Annotated in this window: 1 protein-coding gene; it reads right to left on the reverse strand. The window is 43.2% G+C overall.

The window, feature by feature from the left end:
- Positions 1–44: 44 nt before the first annotated feature.
- Entirely contained in the window at positions 45–1,757 is a 1,713-nt protein-coding gene (locus tag E0E20_RS13760; RefSeq protein WP_165444121.1) for an IS1634 family transposase, read from the reverse strand.
- Between the last annotated feature and the right edge of the window lie 15 nt (positions 1,758–1,772).

Below are 1,772 nucleotides of genomic sequence, written 5' to 3' on the forward strand. Positions count from 1 at the left end.
CCTGTCTTTCGGACTTGAGAAAAAAAGTAGTGCTAAACCACGGTTTAGAACCTGTGGTTTAGCATTTTATTTATGGCCTCATTTCCGAGAAAATATGATGTCAGAGGAAGACCGGTTTCAGAAGCTAAAGCCTTTATAAATGTGGAACTGCGTGTAAGATTTATATATTTCCTGTCAGAGACTTTTGCTACTCTGAAGTTCCGGATGAAATCAAAAATCTCTTCTGTTCCATACTTATCGTTTAAAGCATAGATCTGAAAGAGTCTGGTCAGGACTACAGAGAGATAACAGATCAGGAAATGCCCTGTAATGGTATCTTCTTTCTGCAGGTAAACAGGCCTTGCATCCAGATGCGATTTCATGATACGAAAAGCCTCTTCTATCCGCCACAGGTTGTGGTAAGCCGCATATATTTCTGCAGCAGACACAGAGAGTTCTGAGGTGACCATGAGATTGTATCCGGCAAGCTTTCTGGCATTTTCTATTGCTTTATCATTCATCTCTACGGTAACTTTCCCATCCGTTTTATTACCCTTTTTGTCTGCGGAGAAAAACGAGACATACTTTGCGCAATCGCCAAACTCTGATCTTTTGGCCTGGGAAGCTTTGAGGAGCCTGGCTTTTTCGACCTGTTTATTGATCTCATAGAGCTGTTTTTCCGCAAGCTTTGGGTTAAATGTTGCGATGCGTTTTTCTCTGAGTTTTACGGTATGCTTTTTGCCATTCTCATCAAAGTAATCGTAAGGGAAATCATCGACGCATGCTTTCATCCGATAAAGAACAGTTCCATCTTTGTCCCGGACATCTTTGTAATCATTCCCAAGCAGCAGCCAAACCTTTTCTGTTTCTCTCAGGCCTTTGACTGACTTTGAAAAGATATATCCGTCACCTGCCTTTAATGCGTGCAGGATGTTATTGATACCGTTGAGACCTTTGTCTGCCACCTGTATCGTCTTACCGGAGATGTTGCCGCGCTGCTTCAGTTCATCAATGACATTCCTCAGTACCGGCTTTTCACTTTCACTGCCGGGAAACATTTTCATCCCGATGGGAATCTGATGAGCGTCAAGAAGAAGGCCCAAACCGACAATGGGTTCTTTTCGGTTTTCCTTTGACGGCCCCTTTCGCCGGAAGTCATCTTCCCGGTCGATCTCGAAATAGAAGTTGGTGCAATCAAAGTAGGTATGGGAAGTATCAATCCTGTATTTCTGGCGAATCTGATGGTTGTAGATCTCTACGATCTTTTCATACTCGGAGCCGATGTATGCAAGACCGGAATAGAGCTGATCGAGGGAGAAACCGTAAGCACTAAAAAGCTTCGGGATCACCTCTTCAAAAGTTTTGGATTTTGAACACGGATAGACAACCCTTGCATAAATGAGCGCGTCGATAAGATCAGCAATGCTGAACCGGAAATCCGTAACGGTCTGCATAAGGCTGATATACTTCCTGATACCCAGAGAATCATTCAGGTTTTTTATAGGGAAATAGCCCAAAAGCTTTTCAGGAGATTCGCCTGAGATCTGACGATTCTTTTCGCGCTGTTTGTTTTCATCGTGTTCCTGATTTAAGCGTTTCACTTCCTCCGAGTAATAGAAGATAGGATCATCGATGCCCTTGGCGATAAGCTCATGAACGTAGCCCAGAGGTTTGCATGAACGATGAGCACCGCCCCTGCGTTCAGGGTCGTAATAGCTTTCGTAAATCTGAAGATAAGTACCTTTTTTGTTATTCGTTTTCTTTAAAAAATATGCCATAATGCAGCCCTTCTT

The sequence above is a fragment of the Lachnoclostridium sp. Marseille-P6806 genome, from assembly GCF_900625025.1.
Taxonomy (GTDB): domain Bacteria; phylum Bacillota; class Clostridia; order Lachnospirales; family Lachnospiraceae; genus CAG-791.

Coding starts and splice junctions, on each gene's coding strand:
- E0E20_RS13760 (WP_165444121.1), bottom strand. CDS start 1,757: ATGGCATATTTTTTAAAGAAAACGAATAACAAAAAAGGTACTTATCTT.